Consider the following 19,130-nt stretch of genomic DNA (forward strand, 5'->3'; position numbering starts at 1 on the left):
GGAAGGCGGGTCAGAGGACCTTGGAGAGGAAGGCGCGGGTGCGCTCGTGGCGCGGGCTGTCCAGCACGTCGGCGGGCGGCCCCTGCTCGACGATCCGGCCCTCGTCCATGAAGACCACGGTGTCGGCGACCTCGCGGGCGAAGCCGATCTCGTGGGTGACCACGATCATGGTGGTGCCGGTGGCGGCCAGGTCCTTGATGACGTCGAGGACCTCGCCGACCAGTTCGGGGTCGAGCGCGGAGGTCGGCTCGTCGAAGAGGAGCAGGCCCGGTTCGAGGGCGAGCGCGCGGGCGATGGCGACCCGCTGCTGCTGTCCTCCGGAGAGCTGCTTGGGGTACGACTCCGCCTTGTCGGCGAGCCCGACGCGTTCGAGGAGCCTGCGGGCCGCGGCCTCGGCCTCCTTGCGGGGGCGCTTGAGGGCCGAGACGGGGGCCTCGACGACGTTCTCCAGGACGGTCAGGTGCGGGAAGAGGTGGAAGTTCTGGAAGACGAAGCCGATCCGGGTGCGCTGCTTGAGGATCTCGCGCTCGCGCAGCTCGTAGAGCTTGTTCCCGGAGCGCCGGTAGCCGACGAGGACGCCGTCCACGCTGACCGTGCCGCCGTCGACCTTCTCCAGGTGGTTGATGGTGCGCAGGAGGGTGGACTTGCCGGAGCCGGAGGGGCCGAGGACGACGGTGACCTCGCCGGCCCGCACGTCGAGGTCGATGCCGCGCAGGACGTGCAGGGGGCCGAAGTTCTTGTGGACGGCTCGGATCTCGACCTTGGCGGTGGTGCCGGCGGGGGTCTTCTCGACGGTGGTGGCGGAGCTCATCGGGTGCTCCCCTTCGCGTAGTGGCGCTCCACGTAGTGCTGGACGACGGAGAGCGCGGTGGTGAGCAGGATGTACCAGGCGGTGGCGACCATCAGGAGCGGGACGACCCGCCCGTTGCGGCCGTAGACGACCTGGACCTGGTAGAAGAGTTCGCCGATCGCCATGACGGAGACGATCGAGGTGCCCTTGAAGAGCGAGATGACCTCGTTGGCGGCGTTGGGCAGGATGGAGCGCATCGCCTGCGGCAGGACGATCCGGCGCACCTGCCGGAGCTTGGGGATGCCGAGGGAGGCCGCGGCCTCCAGCTGGCCCTCGTCCACGGCGAGGACGCCCCCTCGGACGATCTCGGCCGCGTAGGCCGCCTGGTGCAGGGCGAGTCCGAGGACGGCGGCGCTCATCTCGCCGACCAGGCCCATCGTGTCGAAGGAGAAGAAGCTCGGCCCGAAGGGGATGCCGACGCTCAGCTCCTTGTAGAGGTAGGCGAGGTTGAACCAGAAGAGGAGCTGGACGATGAGCGGGATGGAGCGGAAGGCCCAGATGTAGCCGAAGGCGACCGAGCGCAGGAAGGGATTGGCCGACAGGCGCATGAAGGCGACCACGATGCCGATCGCGAAGCCGAGGGCGGTGCCGTGGAAGGTGAGCTGGAGGGTGACCCAGACGGCCTTGAGGACCGTCTCGGTGGTGAAGAACGCGGCGAAGACGTCCCACTCCCAGCCGGGGTTGGTGACGAGCCCGTGGGCGAACTGCACGAGCAGGACGGCGGTGGCGGCGACGGCCACCCAGCGCCAGGGGTGGCGGACGGGGACGACGACGAGGTCGGTGGCGGGGGCGGCCGGTTCCTTCGTGAGCGGTGCGGCCGGTGGGTCGCTGGTGAGAGCCATGGCGGTTCCTCGGGAGAAAAGCAGGCGGGGTACGGGAGGGGGTCGGCCGGTCGGGTGCGCGGCGGTACGGGAGGGGGGGCCGGCCGGGTGCTCGGCGGTACGGAGGGGGAGCGCGACCGGTCAGGCGCTCAGCGGGGCCGGGAGACGACACTCCAGGTCGCGCAGGAAGGCGAGCGCGGCGCGTGCGGTGGCGTCGTTCTGCCCGAAGGCGACCCCGCCGGTACGGGGCCGGGTGAAGGCCCCGCCGGCGCGGGCGGTGGTGTGCGGGCCGAGCGCGAAGCGGCGCGGGTGCGGGCGCCCGTCGCGCTCCAGGACCCGGCCGTCGACGGGGTCGACGACGAGGAGGCCACTGGCGGTGGCGCGGGCCCCCTCCTCGTAGAGGGTGCGCAGCAGCGGGCTGCCGGTGAACTCCAGGGTGGGGTCCGGCAGTCGGGCCTCGACCAGGGCGCGGGCCTCGGTCCACTCCCCCGGCAGGGCCTCGGAGGAGGCCCGGAAGAGGCCGCGTTCCTCGTCGGTCCCGACGGTGACGCGGGGGCCGAGGAAGCGGACGACGCCGGCGCGGGAGAGCGCGAGGAGCCGGCGGAGCCGGGGTCCGGGCGGCCCGGAGGCGAGGTAGCTGAAGAAGCCGTGCCACCAGCCGCCGGGGTCGATGCGGTCGCCGAGCCGCAGGAGCTGCGCGTAGACGGAGAGTAGTCCGGCGAAGACGGCGGCGTCGGCGCTGTGGGAGGGGTCGTGGCGGCGGGCGAGGTCGGCGGTGATGTAGGCGCGCAGGCCTTCCTGGAGGGCTTCGGCGGTGGCGAAGCGGACGCCGTCCAGGGGGTGGTCGAGGGCGTCGAGGTCGAGCCGGTCGGCGGGGTCGGGGACGGCGTCGGCGACGAGCGCGGCGCGTTCGGGGCCGAGCGGTTCGGCCGCCTCGTAGGCCTTCTCGAAGTCGTCCCAGGGGAGCGCGGTCCGCTCGGGGTGGGTGGAGAAGAGGCGGTGGTAGTGGGCCCAGCCGAGTTCCTTGACGACGAGCGGCCACACGTCGCGCCGGAAGTCGAGCGGGCGGCCGAGCGCGAGCAGGGCGTCGGTCTGCCCGGGGCCGAAGAAGCGGGGCAGCGGGGGCCGTTCGCCGTCGAGGACGTAGCCGATCTTCGAGTGGTACGGGACGCCCCGGCGCGATCCGACGTACAGGACGGGCTCGCGGCCGGAGGGCACGTACACGAGGTCGTCGCCCTCGCCCTCGTACCGGCCGCCGCGGCCCTCGGTGAGGAGGACCATCAGGTCGACGAAGGCGAGGCCGAGGCCGCGGACGAGGACGGGTTCGCCGGCGGGGAGCGCGCCGAGGTCGGTGTCGGCGGTGAAGTCGGGCGGCAGGTGGACGAGGCCGTGGCGGGCGGCGAAGTCCGCGAGGGCCCGCTGCTCCCGGTCGGGTTCGGCGTCGAGGTGGCCGACGGTGAGGACGACCAGGTCGGCGGGGAGGGGCGCGGCGGCGCCCTCCAGCCAGACCCGCTGGCGCCCCTCGCGGGGGCCGGCGACCCGCAGCGCGCCGGTGCGGTGCTCGTGGACGGTGACGGAGGGGGGCAGGGCGGCGCGGGTCCGCTCGTACACCCAGCGCAGGTAGGAGCCCTGGAGGGGGCGGGTGGGGAAGGTGCGGCCGTCGATGCCGGCCCATTCGGCGAGGGTGGGTCCCGGCCGGACGGGCCCTTCGAGGTCCACGGTCTCGTCGGTGAACATGGTGACGTCCTCGGCCTGGGAGTTCATCCAGAGCAGCGGGGACTGTTCGGTGCGCCATATCCGGCCGGGGCCGGGCGGGTGCGGGTCGACGAGGTGCACGTCGAGGGGCCGGTCGCCGTACAGCTCGGGCAGGTTGGCGGCGAGTCGTTCGAGGAAGCCGGTCCCCCGCGGCCCGGCGCCCACCACGACGAGGGAGGGGCGGGTGCTCATCGGGCGCCGGCCGTTCCGCGGGCGTAGTGCCGCTCGACGTAGTACTGGCCGACGCTCAGCACCGAGGTGACGGCGACGTACCAGAGGGTGGCGACGAGGAGGAGCGGGATGACCTCGTAGGTGCGGTGGTAGACGAGCTGGGTGGAGTAGAGCAGGTCCTGGACGGCGATCACGGAGACGATCGAGGTGCCCTTGAGGGTGCCGATCAGCATGTTCCCGGCGGGCGGGACGATGGCGCGCATGGCCTGCGGGAGGACGATCCGGGAGAGGCGGCGCCACCGGCCGAGGCCGAGGGACTCGGCGGCCTCGATCTGGCCCCGGTCGACGGAGAGGATGCCGCCGCGGACGACCTCGGCGGCGTAGGCGGCCTCGTGCAGGGTGAGGCCGACGACGGCGACGGCGATGGGGCCGAGGAGGTTGACCGTGTTCACGCCAAGGATCTGCGGGTAGAGCATGCCGATGTTGAACCAGAAGAGCAGCTGGACCAGGATCGGCGTGGACCTGAAGAACCAGACGTAGCCCCAGCTGACCGCGCGGAGCACGGGGTTGGCGGAGAGCCTGCAGACGGCGAGCAGGGTGCCGAGGACGAACCCGAGGACCATGACGAGGGCGGTCAGCCACAGGGTGAGGCCGAGGCCGCGCAGGACGGACGCCGAGGTGAAGTACCGGGCGATGACGTCCCACTGGAAGGCCTCGTTGCGGACGACCGAGACGAGGCCGAGCGCGAGCAGGACGATCACGGCGCCGGCGGCGGCCCACTGCCCGGTGCGGCGGGTGGGGACGATCCGGAGGGGCGGTCCGGCCGGCGGCGGGGCCGCGGCCTCCTTGGCGAGGGTGGCGAGGGGGGTCGGCATGCGAAGGCTCCGTGGATGCCAGGGGGCGGATCGAACACGGGAGGACGCGGGGACGCGGGGGCCGTTCACGCGGGACCACGGACGGCCTTCCCCACGGGGAGGAGGCGGTGGTGGTTCCGGCGGGAACGCGCGGGGCGTCCTCGCGGGTGCACCTTCACACGCACGGCGAGCGGCGAGCGCGGGACCGGGCCCCTCAGCCCGGTGTCCGCCCCGTGAGGCTACGGCCGTCGAGCGGAGTCCTGTCAAGTCCGTCCGGTATATGAGCCGTTCGTCTCACGGCGGTTGACGGGGAAACGGATGCCTGCTCCACTGGGCCCATGCCTTCGCAGCAGCTGGTCACGCGCTCCCACATCGACTTCGGTCGTGTGTGGTCCTCTTCCTGTTGAGCCGACCCCTGCGTCTCCTTCCGCTTCCTTCCCCGCCCGTGGTGTCCCTTCCGACGCCGCCGGCGGCGTTTCCTTCACCCGTGCGGCACTGAGCTTCCCTCCCCTCGCCCCTCCCCTTTCCCGGTTCTCCCGGTTCTCTTGTCCGAAAGAGACGCATGCCTCTCACGCCCAGTCGTGAGTCCGCGCTGTCCGTGCGCCGGACCACGACCGACGACCCGTTGGCGCACCCGCTCCTCGACGAGCTGGCACACGAGTACACGACCCGGTACGGCTCCGCGCACGATCTGAGCCGTTATCCGGCGGAGGAGTTCGCCCCTCCGCACGGCGCCTTCCTGCTGCTCCTGGAGCAGGGCCTGCCCGTGGCGGGCGGCGCCTACCGCCGCTACGACGAGCGCACCGCCGAGCTGAAGCGGATCTGGACCCACTCGGCGCACCGCAGGCGCGGGCTCGCCCGCCGCGTCCTGACCGTGCTCGAACGGGAGGCCGCCGCCCGCGGCTACTCCCGCATCCACCTGACGACCGGACCGCGCCAGCCCGAGGCCAGGGGCCTCTACCTGGCGAGCGGCTACCGACCGCTCTTCGACGTGTCCGCCGATCCCGAGACGATCGGCCCGCTGCCGTTCGAGAAGTTCCTGGAGAACCCGAAGCCATGAGTACGCGCACGAGTTCCGGCCACGCCCGCGCCACCGTCGTCTTCGCGCTGATCACCGCCGCCGCGCTCGGCCTCACCGCCTGCGCGGGCGGTGATCCCGCGACCGCTCCGGCCGGGGCCTCGGGCGTCCCGGGCGGGGCGAAGGACGCGCTGCCCACGGAGGACGTCGTGGCGGGGGTGGAGAAGAACGAGGCGGCGGCGAAGCTGCTCCCCGCCGACGTGCGGGAGCGGGGCAGCTTCGCGGTCGCCGCCTCGGTCGGCTCTCCGCCCAGCTCGTCCTACCTGCCCGACGGCAGGACCGTGGTGGGGGTGGACGCCGACTTCACCGCGGCGGTGGCCAAGGCGCTCGGCCTGGAGGCGAAGCGCGAGGCGGTCGGCTTCGAGGCGATCCTGCCGGCCCTCGGCAGCGGCAAGTACGACGTGGGCACCGGGAACTTCGGCGTGACCGAGGAGCGGCGGAAGACCATCGACTTCGTCACGTACGTCAACGACGGGCAGGGCTTCGCGGCCCGGGCCGACAGTCCGCTGAAGGAGATCACCGCGCTCACCCAGCTGTGCGGCCTGAAGGTGGCGGTGGACGCCGGCACCACCTTCGAGCGGACCCTGGAGGAGAACAGGGGCCGGTGCGCGGCGGAGGGGAAGAAGCCGTACGGGATCGACGTCTACAACCAGACCGGGGCCGTCTGGATGGCGCTCCAGCAGGGCCGCAGCGATGTCGTGATGAGCACGATCAACGGCCTGCGGTACGCGGTGACGCAGCAGAAGGGCATGAAGTTCCTCAACGAGTACCGGCGCCTCGACGTCGGCTTCGCCTTCAAGAAGGGCACCCCGCTCGCTCCGGCCTTCCAGGCAGCGGTGAACGGCCTGAAGGCCGACGGGACGTACGACCGGATCCTGGAGAAGTGGGGGGTGACGGGCTCGGGCATCGAGCGCTCGCGGATCTCCCCGCCGGAGATCCCCGCGCCGGAGCAGTAGCGGTGCGGGCCCCGGCGGAACCCGCGCCGGGGCTTCCCGGCGGGGCCCCTCCGACGTCCCGTCAGCAGTCGCAGCCGCAGTTGCAGTCGCAGCAGCCGCCGTCCCCCCCACCGCAGGAGCAGCAGTTGCTGGAGCAGTCACAGCAGTCGCAGCAGTCCCCGGGGTCGCACTGATTGCAGAGGCCGTCGCGCCGCTCCCGGCTCCAGGGGTCCTCGTACGTTCCGCAGCACATCTGGCAGGTGCAGGCGAGGCCGACCCAGAGGGCGCAGCCGGCGATCAGTCCGCGCCGGCCGGGCGGTCCGGGCGGGAACGGCCCGCCGGGACCGCCGGGCCCCGGGGCGTAGGGTCCGCCCGGTCCGCCGGGGCCGCCGGGTCCGGGCGCGAACGGGTTGCCGGGCCCGGGCCCCTGGGGGGTGTACGGGTTCCCCGGCACCGGCCCCTGCCCGGCGCCGTGCGCCCCGTGCGAGCAGGTGGTGGTGCCGAAGGCGCGGTCCACCGAGGTGCGCAGTTCGTGGGCGAGCAGGACGTGGACCAGCTTGCCGTCGGCGAACCGGGCGTCCTTCAGGGCGAGGCGTATGCCGTGCAGGGCGTCGTCGGCGAGCCGGCGGGCCTCCTCGCGGGAGGTGCCGGTCGCGGTGAGCGGGTTCCAGGCGCCGCTCGCCGCGTCGGCGGCCTGGTCCTCCACGGCGTCGAGGAGGTGGGCGAGCCGGCCGAAGAGGCGGCCGGCCTCGGCGAGCGGCGCGGCGTTCTCCGGGCGGCCCGCGAGGACGGCGGTGTGGGCGAAGGCGGCGGCGGTCGCGGTCTCGGTCGGCTCGGTGACGGCGAGCAGGGACGTGCCGGTCCCGGCGACGGCCTCGATGCCGGTCTGGCGGTCGACGGCGTCGACGAGGACGGCGGTGTCGAAGCCGAGGTCGCGGCCGGTCCTGGCGCCGGCCCGGTCCCAGGAGCGGGCGACCCGGCGGGCCGCGGCGGCGACGGGCCGGCGCGCCAACAGGCCGTCCCGGTCGGCGACGTGGTCCCGTACCTTCGCCGAGGCGAGGACGAGCGAGACGGCGGCGGCGAGCCTGGCCCCCTCGCCCCGGGCCACGGGCGCGGTCCGCATGCCGCGCAGCGGGCAGGGCCCGGCGGTGCGGCGGCCGCTCGCCACGGCGCCGGTCTGAGCCTCCGTCAGGACCGAGACGATGAGCCCGTCGTAGTTGGTGACGACCCGGGCGAACTGGCCGTGGTCGGCGCGGAGCGCGAGGCAGAGGCCGCAGAGGTGGGCCATCCACTCGACCTTGAGGTCGTCGGTGAGCCGGTGCGTGCAGGGTCTGACGATTCCGAACAAGGACTCCCCCGTGAGTCGTGGGCCGGGGCCGCCCGGAGGCCGCCCGGGGACCGGTGCGCAAGGTCGTACGGAGGACCGTACGGAGGACCGCCGAGCGGCCTCGCGGCATCGTAGCGAGCGGTCCCGTTCACCCGTACGCGCCCATCGTCACTCTTCCGGCACGACTTTCATATTTTCATCTGCATGGCCCCTCGCCAGGGACCGCATACCGCACGTTTCCTGACGAATCGCCAGGAAAGGGCCCTCACGTTCTGCACCAGTACCGTCACGAATCCCCTGCACGGCGCTTATCCGCTTGGCGCGCGATCCGCATCATGGACGACGATGGGGACATGCGGAACCACAAGTGACCGCGTTGAAAGGAGGCGTCGATGGGATCGGTGCGCAAGGCAAGTGCCTGGCTGGGACTCGTCGAGGACAACGACGAGCGTTACTACGACGACGAGTACGCCGACGGTGCCGAGAGCGGCGACGCCTGGGTGACGGACCCCCGGGTCCGGGTGGCCACGGACACCGCCGAGGAGCGGGGCCGCCGGATCGCCACCGTCTCCCCGGCCGGCTTCCGGGACGCGCGGGGCATCGGCGAGCTCTTCCGGGACGGCGTCCCGGTCATCGTGAACCTGACGGCGATGGAGCCGGACGACGCCAAGCGCGTCGTCGACTTCGCCGCCGGTCTCGCCTTCGGCCTGCGCGGTTCGATCGAGCGCGTGGCGACGCGGGTCTTCCTGCTGACCCCAGCCGACACCCAGGTCGTCAGCGAGTCCGGCCGGCGCCCGCAGGACGGCTTCTTCAACCAGAGCTGAGCGGGTCCGCCGGTCCGCCCGGACACCTCCCGACGCGTCGGGTCAGTGCGCCGGCCGTCCCCCCGAGCCGGCGGGCTCGATCGCTTCCCGGGTCGCGGGCACCCGCGGCTCGGCCGCCCCGGGCGACCCCGCCTTCCCGACGCGCTCCGTGCTCCGCGGCGGACCGTCCGGGACCGCCCGCACGTCCGCGGCCTCCACGGCCGCCTCCGGGCGCTCCGCTTCCCCGGGCCCCCCGGGGTCCACCGGGCACTCCATGACGCGGGGCAGGCGCAGGGCCATCACCGCGCCGGCGAGCAGCAGCGCGGCGCTCACGCAGAGCGTGACGTGCAGACCGCTCACGAAGGACTGCCGGGCGGCCTGGTGCAGGGCCCCGCCGGCCGTTCCGCCGAGCTGTTCGGCCACCTTGTAGGCCTCGCCGAGCGAGTTCGCGGCGGCCCGGCCCGCCTCCTCGGGCACCCCGGGGACCCCGCGGAGACCGGGGGCGTACGCCGCGTTCATCACGCTGCCGAGCAGCGCGATGCCCATGCCGGCCCCGAGCTGGTACGAGGTCTCGCCGATCGCCGCCGCGCCGCCCGCGCTCCGCGGCGGCGCCTCGCTGAGCATCGACTCGTACGCCGAGAAGAGCGTGGTCTGCAGGCCGAAGCCGAGCAGCACGAAGCCCACCGTGAGCAGCAGCGGCCGGTCGTGCTCCCCCATGAGGACGAGCAGCAGCACGGCACCGGCCGTGAGCACGAACCCCCAGCCGACCATCCGGCGCGGCCCGATCCTGCGCAGGGTGTACGAGCCGGTGGCGCCGGCCGCCATGGCGGCGAAGGTCAGCGGCAGCAGCCGCAGACCGGTCTCCAGGGGGCTGAGGCCGAGGACCAGCTGGAGGTACTGGACGGCGATGAGCTCCAGGCCGACCAGGGCCAGCATGGCGAGGACGATGCAGCCGACCGAGGTGGTGAAGGCGGGGCGGGCGAAGAGGCCCGTGTCGATCAGCGGGTGCGGGCGCCGCTTCTGGCGCCGCACGAAGAGGACGAGGAGCGCCGCGCCGAGCAGCAGCGGCCCGGCGGTGGGCAGGGCGAGCAGCGGGTCGCCGGCCCCGGCGCGCTTGACGCCGAGGACGCAGCCGAGCACGCCGGCCGCGGCCATGAGGGCGCCGAGGACGTCCCAGGGGCCGTCGGCGGCGCCCCGGGACTCGGGCAGCAGGCGGCGGCCGAGCGGCAGGATCAGCGCCATCAGCGGGATGTTGATGAGGAAGACGGAGCCCCACCAGTAGTGCTCGACGAGGAAGCCGCCGAGGACCGGACCGGTGGCGGCGCCGATCGCGGCGACCGCCGTCCAGATCCCGATGGCGGTGGCGCGCTCCCGCCGGTCGGGGAAGACCGCCCGGAGGATGGAGAGCGTGGCGGGCATGATCATGGCGCCGCCGACGCCGAGCAGCGCGCGGGCCGCGATGAGGACGGAGGGCTCGGTGGCGAGGGCGGCGACCGCGGAGGCGACGCCGAACAGCGCGTAGCCGAGCAGCAGGACCCTGCGCCGTCCGACCCGGTCCCCGAGGGTGCCGAAGAGGATCAGGAGCGAGGCGCAGATCAGGGGGTAGGCGTCGACGATCCAGAGCAGCTCGGTGGAGCCGGGCCGCAGGTCCTCGGTGAGCGAGGGGACGGCGACGTGGAGGATGGTCGCGTCCAGGGCGACCAGGAGGAGGCTGACGCAGAGGACGACGAGGACGACCCAGCGGTTGGCACCACCGCCCGCGGCGGCACGGGGTCGTGCTGGGGCCGTGTTCGTCCGCGACATGTACGTACCTCCCGGTGGAACTCTCGCGCTCGGTGGGCCCCGACCAGGGGTTGCCTCCCCCGGAGCGGCCCGGCATCGACGGGCGAGCGAGTCGCCAGCGTACGCGAGTTCAAGCGTCGAGCGCGTGGTGGACCTCTCACCCCGGCGGGGGCACGGGTGTGGCGTACGCCACTCGGGGCGGTCCGCGGGCCGTGCGGAATTCCGCGCGGGCACCCGTTCGGCACAATTCCCGGGCGCTCAAACATTCTTCCGGAACGCCTCTTCGGGAATGGATCCGCAGGTCATCCGATTTCCGGACGGACGTCGGTAATGAGCGGCCCACGAGACGCACTCCACATCACATCGTCATCACGAAGGGAGCGGTTTGACGGGGTCGGCTTCTCACTCCCTGTAACGTCGATTGGGTGCGTACCGACATCTTTGCCCGGCTGGACCGGGAGCCGGAACCGCCGAAGATAGAGGTCCCGGGGATGACCCGCACGCGTCTCGCCCTCTTCGGCGGGACGTCGGCGTTCTATCTCGCCATCGTCGTGGCCGTGCTGCTCTCGACCTGGCTGGTGACCCTCGACTGGAAGATCATGCTGTTCCGGCCCTACCAGCAGTGGCCGGAGCTGCACGCCTTCCTCGACTACTACGTCGTCCTCGGTCAGCGCGGCCCCACGGCCGTCATGGTGGCCGCCTGGCTGGGCTGGCGCTCCTGGCGCCAGCACACCCTGCGCCCCCTGCTGTGTCTCGGCGCCGCCCTCCTGCTGCTCAACGTCTCGGTCGGCTCGGTCAAGCTCGGACTCGGCCGGCTCGGACCCCACTACGCGACGCAGGTCGGCTCCGCCGAGCTCTTCGCCGGCGGCGACATATTCCCCTCCGGTCACACCGCCAACGCGGTCGTGACCTGGGGAATCCTGGCCTATCTGGCGACCACCCCGCGGGCCCGGCGCTATCTGTCGGCGCTCTCCGCCGTGGTCGCGCTCGGCGTCGGCCTCACCACCGTCTACCTGGGCACGCACTGGCTGAGCGACGTGCTGCTCGGCTGGGCGGCCGGCCTCCTGGTCCTGCTCGCGCTGCCCTGGTGCGAGCCGGTCCTGGCCGTGGCGGAGTCGTGGATCCTCGCCGCGCGCGACCGGGTCCGGGAGCGGCTGCGGGACCGCCGTCGGCTCGTGCCCTCGCTGCCGGTGGCGTCCGGAGGGCCCCGGCCGGGGTTCTTCCCGACGCGCCCGCCCGGCCCCGAGGAGCCGGCCCGGGAGCCCGTGGGGGTGGCCAGCGGCCGGCGCACCCCGGCGACCGGGGGCTGAGACCCCGCGCCTCCCCCGTGCACGAGGAATCCTGCGCGAAGAAGGGCCCCGGCCGGGTCGGCCGGGGCCCCTTCCGCGTCCGGGGGCGGGCGTCAGCCGAGCCAGCAGCGGGTGACGGCGCCGTCCTGGACCTCGAAGTTGATGCGCCCGGAGAGGTACTCCATGGTGATGATCGAGCCGGGCGGCAGGGTGCGGACGACGCTCCAGCCCCGGGTCCTGGCGAGCTGCTCGGCGCCTTCCGCGTCGAGGCCCACATAGGACTCGGGGGCGTCGCGGGGCGGTTCGGGAGTGCGCGATGTGGGTGCCATGAGTCTCACGTTAGTACCTTGCCGGTCACGCTTGTGTCACAGGTTCTCGACATATGTCCGCCGCGCTCCGCGCTCTGCGCGCGGGCGGTTAACCGCCGCTTCCCCGGTGCTTCTCCGGTGATTTCCGGGGAACGTCCGGCCCTTCCCGCGCGGGGCCGCGAAGGGCCGATAGGGCGCGGGGAATTCCCTTCCGCCGCGCGGGCCCCGCGAATTGTTCCGGCGGTGCCCGCGCGGGGCGCTCACGCTTTCCTCACACCATGCTTACGCCGCCCGAACATCCGGGAGCACCCGTCAGGAGCCCGCGCGGGGCCCGCCGCCGTCCGCCCGGTCGAGGGCGCGGGAGAGGCGGTCCCTGAGCTCGCGGACCTGCCCGGTGAGCTCCGGCGGCTCGACCACCTCGAAGTCGAAGCCCAGCATCGCCACGTGGATCAGCAGGACGTCGAGGCCGTGCGCTCCCGTCCGCAGCAGGCAGGTGCCCTCCCCGTCGGCCTCCAGGACCCCGTGCAGCGGGCCGACGGCCCCGGCGGCCTCGGCCAGCGGCACCAGCAGCCGGACCGTCCCCTCCGTCGTGTAGGCACGGCTCGACACGCCCTTCGCCACATAGGCGGCCAGGTCCGCGGCGGGCGGTTCGCGGGGCGGGAAGCGGGGGCCGTGCGGCGGGGTGGGCTCGATCCGGTCGACCCGGAACGTACGCCAGTCGGCCCGGTCCAGGTCCCAGGCGACCAGGTACCAGCGCCGCTCGGTGCAGACCAGGCGGTGCGGCTCCACGGTTCTGCGGGTGGTGGAGCCGCCGTGGTCCCGGTAGGCGAAGCGGAGCCGCTCGCTGTCCCGGCAGGCGTGGGCGAGGTCGGTGAGGACCTCCGGGTCGACCCGCTCGTCCGGGGTGCGCAGCAGGGGGACCGTGAAGGCGTTCAGGGCCCCGACGCGCCGCCGCAGCCGGCCCGGCAGGACCTGCTCCAGCTTGGCCAGGGCGCGTACGGAGCTCTCGCCGATGCCCTCGACGCCCTGCCCCGCGGCGGCGCGCAGCCCGACCGCGACCGCCACGGCCTCCTCGTCGTCGAGGAGGAGCGGCGGCAGCTCGGCCCCGGCCCCGAGCCGGTAGCCGCCGCCGGTGCCGGGGGTCGCGTGCACGGGATAGCCGAGCTCCCGCAGCCGGTCGACGTCCCGCCGCACGGTGCGCGGCGTGACGTCGAGCCGGTCGGCGAGGTCGGCGCCGGACCATTCGCGATGGGCCTGGAGCAACGAGAGCAGACGCAGCAGCCGTGCGGAGGTCTCCAACATGCGCCCGAGTCTGACACCCCTCGCGGACAGCTGCGGTCCTCGATACGAACCGCCCGTTCCCGGCCGGGCCCCGTCGGATCAGCGGAAGCGGCGGACCAGGCGGCCCGCCCGGGCCTTCTGGGCGTAGACGGCGTCAACGGCCCGGCCCACGCCCCGGTGGAGCGCCGTCCGCGCCGGTGAGTGCGTGCGGCGGCCCGCGCCCCGGTCGAGGAGTTCCGTCCAGAGCGCCTCGTGCCGGGCCGCGATCCGGGCCGGGTCGAAGCGCTCGGAGGCGGCGAGGGCCGCCCGCGCCGTCTTCGCCCGCAGTTCGTCGTCCTCGATCAGCTCCCGCAGCGCACCCGCGACCGCCGCCACGTCGTCGACCGGCACGAGCCGCCCGTCGACCCCGTCCTCGATGATCTCGCGCGGCCCGTTCGGGCAGTCGGTGGAGACCACCGGGAGGCCGCAGCGCATCGCCTCCACGATCGTCATGCCGAAGGACTCGCGCTGGGAGGTCACGGCGGCGATCGAGCCCTTGACCCACTCCGGCTCCAGCGGGGTGACCGACCCCATGAGGAAGGCCCGCTCCTTGAGGCCCCGCTCCTCGATCAGCCGGGCGAGCGGGGCCCTGAGGTTCTGGACGGCGTCCCCGGAGCCGTAGATCCGCAGCTTCCAGTCGGGGTGGTCCCCGGCCACCCGCGCGAAGGCCTCGATCAGCACGTCGTACCGCTTGACCCGGGTCAGCCGGCCCGCCGCGACGACCGTCTTCGCCGCCGGGTCGGCCGGCGGCAGCGAGGGCGCGGGCACGCTGTTGGGCACGGCCTCGATCCGTACGCCGGGAAGCCCCAGCTTCCGGTAGGCGCGCGCGTCGGCCTCGGTGACCGTGGTGACGGCGTCGAGGAGCGCGTACTCGTGGGCGATGTCCCGGCGCAGCCGGTAGGTGTGGCCGTCCAGGGTCAGGTGCTCCTGGCCGATCAGGACGGGCCCCCGACGGGCCTGCCGGGCGAGGTGGACGTTGAGCCCGGGGCGGGTGGCGACCAGGACGTCGGTCTCCACCCCGCGCAGGTGCTCCCCGATCCGGGCGTCGGTGAGCGCGCTGTACTGCTTCCACCGCCCGTCGCCGCGCGGGAAGACCCGGGCGGGGCGGTGGAAGTCGGGGTGCTCCCCGTCGTACCCGGGGCTGTCCTTCCGCAGGTCGACGAGGTGGCGCAGCGTCACCCCGGCGGGCAGGTCGAGCAGGGGGCGGTCGCGGTGGCGGAACACCGACACGATCTCGACCTCGTGACGCTCCGCCAGTTCCTCGGCGAGCGTGAAGGTGGTGCGGATCGTGCCGCCGTAGTGGTAGCCGTTGTGGAGCAGAAAGGAGATACGCATCGCGCTGCCGGTTCCCCCCGGTCAGTTGGTCGGTCGCCCGACTGTACTTGCCGGGCGGCGCCGGTGCTCACGGACGGTCGGACGGACGGACACCGGACGCTCCGGCGGCCGTCCGGACGGGGCGTCAGAGCGGGGCGATGCGCAGCATCATGCCGACGGCGATCCGGTTCGGATCGGCCCCGATCAGGCTCCGGTTCGCCTTGTGGAGCGCCTGCCAGCCGCCCTTGACGCCGAAGCGGCGGGCGATCGAGCCGAGGGTGTCGCCGGGCTGGACGGTGTGGACGCGCCCGCTCAGGCCGTACCGCTTGGAGCAGACGGGCCAGGCTCCCCAGCCCTGGGTGCGCAGCACCTCCTCGGCGACCTTGATCTGCTGCGCGCGGGTCGCCAGGTCGGCGCGCGGGGCGTAGGCGAGGCCGCCGTGCTCGACCCAGGTGGGCTGCCAGAACTGGAGGCCGCCGTAGAAGCCGTTGCCGGTGTTGACGTGCCAGCGCCCGCTGCTCTCGCACTCGGCGACGCAGCCCCACGGCCACTGGTCCGCGGCACAGGCGTACGCGGGCACGGAGGCGGCGGTCGTACGGGGTGCGGTGGCCGCGGTCGTACGGGGTGCGGTGGCGGTCTGCGCCCGTGTCTGCGCCTGCGCCTGGGCGGGGGCCGGCGCCAGGGTGAGGAGCGCGGCCGCGGAGGCCGCCACGAGGGAGCCGGCCGTCAAAAATCTGATCTTCGACATCGACGCAGGCTAGGCAGCCCCCCGGCGCCCCCGGCCCGTGCCGCGCGGGACTCCGCCGACACCCCACCCGGTCGGCGGCACCCTCCCGCCCCGGGCCCCGGCGGCAACTTGCCCCGCATCCGCGCGTGACCCCGGCCGAGCCTGGCCCGTTGAACTCGGCATGAGACGACCGGGAACGGCCCGGCGTCCGCCCGTACCGAGTCCAGGGAGCCCCCCGTGCCGCGCATGCTCGACGTCAGCGAGGACGTACGCGCCGAGATCGGCGACGAAGAAGCCGACCGGCTGCTCGACGGCGACAACGCCCCGGGCAACTACGACTGCACCTCCTGCCGCACGCCGGGGGACTCCGAGCAGGAGCGCACCAGCACGGTGCTGTTCGTCGGCGAGGAGACGGCGGTCCTCGCGTTCGCCCACGCCAGCTGCATCCCGTCGCAGGTCGTCCGGGTCGCCGAGGAGCAGCTCCAGGGCGCCGTCGCCTCCATCACGGCCTCGGACGCCGCCGACGCGCTGTCCGCCTCCCACCCCGAGCAGGCCGTGCTCGGGGTCACCAGCGGGCTCGTCCTGATCCAGGGCGAGCTGCACCCGGCCCTGGTGGTGGAGCCGACCGCCCCGGTGGCCCGCCCGGGGTCGGACGGCCTCGTCGACGAGTTCCTGCCGCTCCTGGCCGAGCAGGGCTTCCAGCAGGTCATGGACCTCGACACGAAGCCGGCGGTACTGCCGGGCTGGTCGGTCCTGGTCGCCATGGGCCAGCTGCACTCGGTGCTCCAGCCGGGGCCGGGCGGCGCCGGTCAGGCCGCCTGGTGGCAGGCGCACCAGCCGCTCCAGGTCACCGACGGCTGGCGCACGGCGGCCAACAAGTCGCACACGGTCCTGGTCTTCGCCGCCCCGGTGGGCTCGATCGGCCAGCAGCCGCGCGAGGACCTGCTGCGCGACGCCCTGGAGAAGGCCGCCGCGAACGGGCGCCTGGTGGCCGCCGCGATGCCGCTGGCCGGCACGTGACGAAGGACGCGCGGCGGGGCTCGGGGTGGGTGCGGGTCGCCGGTGTGCCGGCGGAGCGGGGGACGCCGGGACCGGGTGCTCCGACCGTGCCGCGCCCTCGGCGGGCGGCCCTTTCGGAGAGCCGCCCGCATCCGACGGGCGGCGGGGTCGTTGGCACCTACGTGCACCCATACGACCCTTTCTCCCCACCGCATCCGAGTCAGATCCCCTCCATGCGCCCCGCGTCGGACGTCACGGCGGGCCCCTCGCCCACGCCGATCTACGACGCCCTGTACTCGGAGTACCGCAGGTCGTTCCGCACCTTGCCGGGCGACCGCAGCGGCGAGGAGGGACTGGCCTTCCGGGCCTTCGGCACGACGCTGGGCGCGGGCGGATCCGGGCAGGGGCGGCGGCACGCGGCGCCGCCCGCGGCGTGGGCGGCGCACGCCCCGGCGCCACCGCCTCCGCAGATTCACCGGGCGGCGCTGCCGCCGGGGCCCCGCGGAGGGCTCTGAAGGGGCCCCTGGTCCCGGAAGGAACCGCACGGCCGGGGGCCGGGACCCGATGCGGGTCCCGGCCCCCGGCCGTGTGCGGTCCTACTTCTTGCGGCCGCGCTTCTCGCGCACCCGGACCGAGATGTGGATCGGGGTGCCCTCGAAGCCGAACTCCTCGCGGAGGCGGCGCTCGATGAAGCGGCGGTAGCCGGCCTCCAGGAAGCCCGAGGCGAAGAGGACGAACCGGGGCGGCTTGGTGCCCGCCTGCGTGCCGAAGAGGATGCGGGGCTGCTTGCCGCCGCGGATCGGGTGCGGGTGGGCGGCGACGATCTCGCCGAGGAAGGCGTTCAGCCGGCCGGTGGGGACGCGGGTCTCCCAGCCGGCGAGGGCGGTCTCGATGGCCGGGACCAGCTTCTCCATGTGGCGGCCGGTCTTGGCGGAGACGTTGACCCGGGGCGCCCAGGAGACCTGCTGCATCTCGGTCTCGATCTCGCGCTCCAGGTAGTAGCGGCGCTCCTCGTCCAGCTCGTCCCACTTGTTGTAGGCGATGACGATGGCGCGGCCCGAATCGACCGCCATCGTGATGATGCGCTGGTCCTGGACCGAGATGTTGTCGGTGGTGTCGATGAGGATGACGGCCACCTCCGCCTTCTCGACGGCGGCCGCGGTCCGCAGGGAGGCGTAGTAGTCCGCGCCCTCCTGGAGGTGGACCTTCTTGCGGATGCCGGCGGTGTCCACGAACTTCCACGTCACGCCGCCGAGCTCGATCAGCTCGTCCACCGGGTCGCGGGTGGTGCCGGCCAGCTCGTTGACGACGACCCGGTCCTCGCCCGCCACCTTGTTGAGCAGGGAGGACTTGCCGACGTTCGGGCGGCCGATGAGGGCGATGCGGCGCGGGCCGCCGACGGCGTTGCCGAAGCGCTGCTCGGGGGCGTCGGGCAGGACCTTGAGGACCTCGTCCAGGAGGTCGCCGGTGCCGCGGCCGTGCAGCGACGAGACCGGGAACGGCTCGCCCAGGCCCAGGGACCAGAGCATGGCGGCGTCGGCCTCGCCGGACTGGCCGTCGACCTTGTTGGCGGCGAGGACGACCGGCTTCCCGGAGCGGCGGAGCAGCTTGACGACGGCCTCGTCGGTGTCGGTGGCGCCGACGGTGGCGTCCACGACGAAGAGGCAGGCGTCGGCGGCCTCGATGGCGAACTCGGCCTGGGCGGCGACGGAGGCGTCGATGCCGAGGACGTCCTGCTCCCAGCCGCCGGTGTCGACGACCTTGAAGCGGCGGCCGGCCCATTCGGCCTCGTAGGTGACGCGGTCGCGGGTGACGCCCGGCTTGTCCTCGACGACGGCCTCGCGGCGTCCGATGATGCGGTTCACCAGGGTCGACTTGCCGACGTTCGGGCGGCCGACGACGGCGAGGACGGGGAGCGGGCCGTGCCCGGCCTCCTCGATCGCGCCCTCGACCTCCTCGGCGTCGAAGCCCTCTTCCGCGGCGAGCTCCATGAACTCCGCGTACTCGGCGTCGCCAAGTGCCCCGTGGTCGTACTGGTCGTTCATGAAGTCCGTTCCTCGATCATTCGTGGTCGGTGGTTCCCGGTCGACGGGTTCCACTACTGAAAGTCTCGCTCAGCGCCCGGTGAGGCGCCTGGCGTTTTCCAGGTGGGCGGTGAGCTTCCCCTGGATGCGTACGGTGGCCTCGTCCAGCGCCTTGCGGGTGCGGCGGCCGGAGCCGTCGCCCGCCTCGAAGGCGTCGCCGAAGACGACGTCCACGCGGCCGCGCAGCGGGGGCAGGGCCTTGACGAGCCGTCCCCGGCGGTCGGTGCTGCCCAGGACGGCGACCGGGACGATCGGCGCGCCGCTGCGGACCGCGAAGTACGCGAGGCCCGCGCGCAGCGACGCGAAGTCGCCCTCGCCCCGGGTGCCCTCGGGGAAGATCCCGAGGACGCCGCCCTGTTCCAGGACGCCCAGGGCGCCCGCTATCGCGGTGCGGTCGGTGCTGTCCCGGTCGACCTTGAGCTGCCCGATGCCCTCCAGGAAGCCGCCGAGCGGGCCGACGAACGCCTCCTTCTTGATCAGGAAGTGCACGGGGCGCGGGGCGGTGCCCATGAGCATGGGGCCGTCGATGTTGTGCGCGTGGTTGACGGCGAGGATGGCGGGGCCGGAGGCCGGCACCCGCCAGGCGCCGAGGACGCGCGGCTTCCACAGCCCGTACATCAGCCCGATGCCGATGCCCCGGCCGACGGCGGCGCCCTTCGCGGAGGGCACGGTCACCTGACGGCCGCCCGCTTCTCCGCGCCTGTGGTCGCGCT

Annotated in this window: 18 protein-coding genes; 6 read left to right on the forward strand and 12 right to left on the reverse strand. The window is 73.8% G+C overall.

Annotated elements, in window-relative coordinates; all coding sequences use genetic code 11:
• Nucleotides 1-10: 10 nt before the first annotated feature.
• The 4 genes from OO47_RS05000 to OO47_RS05015 all read right to left on the reverse strand — a co-directional run bounded on the left by OO47_RS05000 (nucleotide 11) and on the right by OO47_RS05015 (nucleotide 4,472).
• Nucleotides 11-811, reverse strand: coding sequence for an amino acid ABC transporter ATP-binding protein (locus OO47_RS05000; RefSeq protein WP_051715933.1), 801 nt, complete (start codon nucleotides 809-811; stop codon nucleotides 11-13).
• Entirely contained in the window at nucleotides 808-1,692 is an 885-nt protein-coding gene (locus tag OO47_RS05005) for an amino acid ABC transporter permease (RefSeq protein WP_030212767.1), read from the reverse strand. The genes OO47_RS05000 and OO47_RS05005 overlap by 4 nt, the downstream gene beginning before the upstream one ends.
• A gap of 120 nt (nucleotides 1,693-1,812) precedes the next feature.
• Nucleotides 1,813-3,618, reverse strand: a complete 1,806-nt coding sequence (locus OO47_RS05010) for an FAD/NAD(P)-binding protein (RefSeq protein ID WP_030212765.1) — start codon at nucleotides 3,616-3,618, stop codon at nucleotides 1,813-1,815.
• Nucleotides 3,615-4,472, reverse strand: a complete 858-nt coding sequence (locus OO47_RS05015; protein WP_030212762.1) for an amino acid ABC transporter permease — start codon at nucleotides 4,470-4,472, stop codon at nucleotides 3,615-3,617. The genes OO47_RS05010 and OO47_RS05015 overlap by 4 nt, the downstream gene beginning before the upstream one ends.
• Nucleotides 4,473-5,013: 541 nt before the next feature.
• Between OO47_RS05015 and OO47_RS05020 the strand changes: the two genes are divergently transcribed.
• Both OO47_RS05020 and OO47_RS05025 read left to right on the forward strand, forming a co-directional pair.
• Nucleotides 5,014-5,511, forward strand: a complete 498-nt coding sequence (locus OO47_RS05020; RefSeq protein ID WP_030212760.1) for a GNAT family N-acetyltransferase — start codon at nucleotides 5,014-5,016, stop codon at nucleotides 5,509-5,511.
• Nucleotides 5,508-6,485: an ABC transporter substrate-binding protein gene (locus tag OO47_RS05025; RefSeq protein WP_030212758.1), complete on the forward strand. Its 978-nt coding sequence runs from the start codon at nucleotides 5,508-5,510 to the stop codon at nucleotides 6,483-6,485. The genes OO47_RS05020 and OO47_RS05025 overlap by 4 nt, the downstream gene beginning before the upstream one ends.
• Nucleotides 6,486-6,546: 61 nt before the next feature.
• Here OO47_RS05025 and OO47_RS05030 read toward each other — a convergent pair whose 3' ends face one another.
• Nucleotides 6,547-7,812, reverse strand: a complete 1,266-nt coding sequence (locus OO47_RS05030; protein WP_030212756.1) for a DUF5685 family protein — start codon at nucleotides 7,810-7,812, stop codon at nucleotides 6,547-6,549.
• A gap of 371 nt (nucleotides 7,813-8,183) precedes the next feature.
• Between OO47_RS05030 and OO47_RS05035 the strand changes: the two genes are divergently transcribed.
• A complete protein-coding gene (locus OO47_RS05035) occupies nucleotides 8,184-8,615 on the forward strand; it encodes a cell division protein SepF (protein ID WP_030212754.1) in 432 nt (143 codons plus the stop codon).
• 42 nt (nucleotides 8,616-8,657) lie between these two features.
• Here OO47_RS05035 and OO47_RS05040 read toward each other — a convergent pair whose 3' ends face one another.
• Entirely contained in the window at nucleotides 8,658-10,397 is a 1,740-nt protein-coding gene (locus tag OO47_RS05040) for an MFS transporter (RefSeq protein ID WP_030212752.1), read from the reverse strand.
• 470 nt (nucleotides 10,398-10,867) lie between these two features.
• Between OO47_RS05040 and OO47_RS05045 the strand changes: the two genes are divergently transcribed.
• Nucleotides 10,868-11,686: a phosphatase PAP2 family protein gene (locus OO47_RS05045; protein WP_407696284.1), complete on the forward strand. Its 819-nt coding sequence runs from the start codon at nucleotides 10,868-10,870 to the stop codon at nucleotides 11,684-11,686.
• A 92-nt stretch (nucleotides 11,687-11,778) separates the two neighbouring features.
• Here the strand turns inward: OO47_RS05045 and OO47_RS05050 are convergent, their stop codons facing one another.
• From OO47_RS05050 to OO47_RS05065, 4 genes are all read right to left on the reverse strand, one after another.
• Nucleotides 11,779-11,994, reverse strand: a complete 216-nt coding sequence (locus OO47_RS05050) for an I78 family peptidase inhibitor (protein WP_030212747.1) — start codon at nucleotides 11,992-11,994, stop codon at nucleotides 11,779-11,781.
• Between the two features lie 291 nt (nucleotides 11,995-12,285).
• Nucleotides 12,286-13,275 carry a helix-turn-helix transcriptional regulator gene (locus OO47_RS05055; protein ID WP_030212744.1) on the reverse strand — a complete coding sequence of 330 codons (990 nt, stop codon included), beginning with the start codon at nucleotides 13,273-13,275 and terminating at the stop codon, nucleotides 12,286-12,288.
• A 78-nt stretch (nucleotides 13,276-13,353) separates the two neighbouring features.
• Nucleotides 13,354-14,628, reverse strand: a complete 1,275-nt coding sequence (locus OO47_RS05060; protein WP_030212742.1) for a glycosyltransferase family 4 protein — start codon at nucleotides 14,626-14,628, stop codon at nucleotides 13,354-13,356.
• A gap of 124 nt (nucleotides 14,629-14,752) precedes the next feature.
• Nucleotides 14,753-15,355 carry a LysM peptidoglycan-binding domain-containing protein gene (locus OO47_RS05065; RefSeq protein WP_030212734.1) on the reverse strand — a complete coding sequence of 201 codons (603 nt, stop codon included), beginning with the start codon at nucleotides 15,353-15,355 and terminating at the stop codon, nucleotides 14,753-14,755.
• Between the two features lie 216 nt (nucleotides 15,356-15,571).
• Between OO47_RS05065 and OO47_RS05070 the strand changes: the two genes are divergently transcribed.
• On the forward strand, nucleotides 15,572-16,354 hold the full coding sequence (locus tag OO47_RS05070; protein WP_030212731.1) for a hypothetical protein: 783 nt from the start codon (nucleotides 15,572-15,574) through the stop codon (nucleotides 16,352-16,354).
• Between the two features lie 212 nt (nucleotides 16,355-16,566).
• On the forward strand, nucleotides 16,567-16,848 hold the full coding sequence (locus OO47_RS05075) for a hypothetical protein (RefSeq protein WP_033208105.1): 282 nt from the start codon (nucleotides 16,567-16,569) through the stop codon (nucleotides 16,846-16,848).
• An 81-nt stretch (nucleotides 16,849-16,929) separates the two neighbouring features.
• On the opposite strand, the gene der is transcribed toward OO47_RS05075, so the two are convergent.
• Entirely contained in the window at nucleotides 16,930-18,378 is a 1,449-nt protein-coding gene (gene der / locus OO47_RS05080; RefSeq protein ID WP_030212719.1) for a ribosome biogenesis GTPase Der, read from the reverse strand.
• Between the two features lie 69 nt (nucleotides 18,379-18,447).
• On the reverse strand, nucleotides 18,448-19,092 hold the full coding sequence (locus OO47_RS05085) for a lysophospholipid acyltransferase family protein (RefSeq protein WP_030212716.1): 645 nt from the start codon (nucleotides 19,090-19,092) through the stop codon (nucleotides 18,448-18,450).
• Nucleotides 19,093-19,130: the final 38 nt, after the last annotated feature.

It is taken from the genome of Streptomyces bikiniensis (genome assembly GCF_000716625.1).
Taxonomy (GTDB): Bacteria; Actinomycetota; Actinomycetes; order Streptomycetales; family Streptomycetaceae; genus Streptomyces; species Streptomyces bikiniensis.

Coding starts and splice junctions, on each gene's coding strand:
- OO47_RS05000 (WP_051715933.1), bottom strand. CDS start 811: ATGAGCTCCGCCACCACCGTCGAGAAGACCCCCGCCGGCACCACCGCC.
- OO47_RS05005 (WP_030212767.1), bottom strand. CDS start 1,692: ATGGCTCTCACCAGCGACCCACCGGCCGCACCGCTCACGAAGGAACCG.
- OO47_RS05010 (WP_030212765.1), bottom strand. CDS start 3,618: ATGAGCACCCGCCCCTCCCTCGTCGTGGTGGGCGCCGGGCCGCGGGGG.
- OO47_RS05015 (WP_030212762.1), bottom strand. CDS start 4,472: ATGCCGACCCCCCTCGCCACCCTCGCCAAGGAGGCCGCGGCCCCGCCG.
- OO47_RS05020 (WP_030212760.1), top strand. CDS start 5,014: ATGCCTCTCACGCCCAGTCGTGAGTCCGCGCTGTCCGTGCGCCGGACC.
- OO47_RS05025 (WP_030212758.1), top strand. CDS start 5,508: ATGAGTACGCGCACGAGTTCCGGCCACGCCCGCGCCACCGTCGTCTTC.
- OO47_RS05035 (WP_030212754.1), top strand. CDS start 8,184: ATGGGATCGGTGCGCAAGGCAAGTGCCTGGCTGGGACTCGTCGAGGAC.
- OO47_RS05040 (WP_030212752.1), bottom strand. CDS start 10,397: ATGTCGCGGACGAACACGGCCCCAGCACGACCCCGTGCCGCCGCGGGC.
- OO47_RS05045 (WP_407696284.1), top strand. CDS start 10,868: ATGACCCGCACGCGTCTCGCCCTCTTCGGCGGGACGTCGGCGTTCTAT.
- OO47_RS05050 (WP_030212747.1), bottom strand. CDS start 11,994: ATGGCACCCACATCGCGCACTCCCGAACCGCCCCGCGACGCCCCCGAG.
- OO47_RS05055 (WP_030212744.1), bottom strand. CDS start 13,275: ATGTTGGAGACCTCCGCACGGCTGCTGCGTCTGCTCTCGTTGCTCCAG.
- OO47_RS05060 (WP_030212742.1), bottom strand. CDS start 14,628: ATGCGTATCTCCTTTCTGCTCCACAACGGCTACCACTACGGCGGCACG.
- OO47_RS05065 (WP_030212734.1), bottom strand. CDS start 15,355: ATGTCGAAGATCAGATTTTTGACGGCCGGCTCCCTCGTGGCGGCCTCC.
- OO47_RS05075 (WP_033208105.1), top strand. CDS start 16,567: ATGCGCCCCGCGTCGGACGTCACGGCGGGCCCCTCGCCCACGCCGATC.
- der (WP_030212719.1), bottom strand. CDS start 18,378: ATGAACGACCAGTACGACCACGGGGCACTTGGCGACGCCGAGTACGCG.